Consider the following 2,321-nt stretch of genomic DNA (forward strand, 5'->3'; position numbering starts at 1 on the left):
TACTACCAAAAACCAACGATCTACTAAAAAACTCCTATAACCCAGCTGTAATTCAACCAACCAAACCTAACGAAAAACCCATAGAAACAAAACTATACGGCAAAGCAGCCGGGGATAGTCAACACTGCGTTCATATATCGGCGCTACGCACCATACGAACGCTTAGTTGTTGGCAGGAGTTATTGTTTTATTGCCTTAGTTTTTCTATAATCCTTGTACTTACCCAAAAAATATCTACATTTTCAAAATCGTCCGAACCTACATTTCTATTAAAGAAAAGGTATTTACTATCTGGAGTTATGCTTGCAGAAGCTTCCCATGCTTTGGTGTTTATTTTATCTCCCAAATTAATTCCTTCACCCCAATTACCATCATTTTGTTTAAAACTGATATGGATATCAGAGTCTCCAAAACCATCTTCCCGTTCAGCATCAAATAATAAATACGATTCATCTGGGGCTATAAAAGGATGGCTTAAAAAAGTTCCTGTATTTATTGCTTTGGGCAAAGCTCTGGGTTCTTCATGCTTTCCATCTATTAAACGGGAATAGCGAATTGGAAAAGTTGAATCATTCTCTTTATAAGTGTCAAAATAATACGTACCATTTGCCGATGATGAAAGACGCATAATATACATAGAATCATTACTTACAGTAGGAGGTTCAAGATTTTGTAATTCGGACCATCCAGATTCCGTTCTTTTTAGATATCTGTCACCTAAATGCATGGTTTCACCATCTGGAGCTATTACTGGTCGGCCTATCCATGGAGATGCTACTTCTGATTTTTCCCACATCCCATTAATTTCATTGTATTTGTATTCGTAAAAAGCTGATTTTTTATTTTCTTCTCCTTTTCTAATAAAATAAAACGCCTTCATATCTGGGGTAAACGCACCATCGTATTCATAAATTTCTGTTGACACAAGACCTGGAGCAAATGGTATAGGAGTTAATCCTGGTGGCTTTTGACCAAGATATGGGTTTTCTATGGTCAAATAATCATTTTCATTGGCTTTCGAATTATCCGTTTTACAGGCACTAAAAAATATTACAGATAACAAAGCTGAAAATTTAATTATGTGGTTATTCATTTTTTAGTTTGTTTTAATTACTGCCAACGTTGCTTGTATGTTGCGTTTGCTTCCCGAAGGGAGCATATGCAATATACAAACTGTTGTGTGTATGTTTTATTTAGTTTCGTCCATTATTTCTTTCTCAATATCATCAACTATTTCTATTGGAGTTTTTTCATCCCAATATTTATTATCCTCAAATAAATCAACCACACGTCTGTGCGCGTAGAAAGTCAGCGACTTTCGGAATAATCACAAGGTGTTACACTTTTTAGTGTTTTAAATTGAGTGTTAAAATAATAAAATTTGTAGCGCCGACCTTACAAAAAGAAAACAACCTAAGTTCCAAGCACAAAAAAGCATAGCGTTTACATCTTGTTGTAATTCGTTTGTTTTATAATCATTTTTAGATTTCTCAAAAACGGAGGTTATCAATTATATTTTTTGATAAATAGTCGAGTAAATGTCGGTTAGGGTCAATTGAATAAAATCAGTTGGGAGTCAGATTATCAATCGGCTTACTCATTTACAGCAATTAGTTAGGTATTAAGAAAATGAGATTTTAAATTAATAACAAGCATTCGGTATACTAAGAAATGAGTTTACCGAATGCTTACTTTTCTATGTGAGCTAGCACTCACCTTAAAATTTTCGACGAGTAGGTTTTTTTAATCTTATATCTTTAACTACATTTGTTTGATATGGTTTGTCACCAAAGACTCCCTGTTGAACCAAGGAAAGGTCTGGCTGTTGAACCAAGGAAAGGTCTGGTCGACTGGATGAGTTGTTTCTAGCCTTGCTCTTCGCATCGTTTGCTCTGCACCTTTTAATATTCAACTTCGATAATTCTTTAGTTTCATTCTCAGTAAGATATCCGTTCTTATGAGGCGAATTTTGCTTGTTCATTAATACTCTAATTCTATCACTTTGGTCTTTAGTTAATCCAGGATATTGTTTTCCCATAATTTAATTGTTTTAGACCATTTTTACTTTGAAATCGCGCATTAATAATTTGAATTATTTTTTGCTTATATGTTTTTAAAAAATCGAAGCACAGCCATAGTTACGGTTCTATTTTTTGAAAACATATAAGTGAAAAAGAAACGAATTATGTGTGCTATGGTTAATTCGGTTCGATTTGTGCCAATGATTTCGGAGTTATAGTGCCAGTCATTTCGGTTCAAACTGTGCCATTTATATCGGTTCGATTTGTGCCACTACGAGAGATCAAGTAATTACCTTATCG

Annotated in this window: 2 protein-coding genes; both read right to left on the reverse strand. The window is 34.2% G+C overall.

Going from position 1 to position 2,321, the window contains the following annotated elements; translation table 11 throughout:
- Window positions 1-187: 187 nt before the first annotated feature.
- Window positions 188-1,093: a PD40 domain-containing protein gene (locus F0000_RS27045; protein ID WP_149627813.1), complete on the reverse strand. Its 906-nt coding sequence runs from the start codon at window positions 1,091-1,093 to the stop codon at window positions 188-190.
- Window positions 1,094-1,717: 624 nt separating this feature from the next.
- Window positions 1,718-2,038 carry a hypothetical protein gene (locus F0000_RS27050; protein ID WP_149627814.1) on the reverse strand — a complete coding sequence of 107 codons (321 nt, stop codon included), beginning with the start codon at window positions 2,036-2,038 and terminating at the stop codon, window positions 1,718-1,720.
- Between the last annotated feature and the right edge of the window lie 283 nt (window positions 2,039-2,321).

Source organism: Aquimarina sp. RZ0 (genome assembly GCF_008370685.1).
Taxonomy (GTDB): Bacteria; Bacteroidota; Bacteroidia; order Flavobacteriales; family Flavobacteriaceae; genus Aquimarina.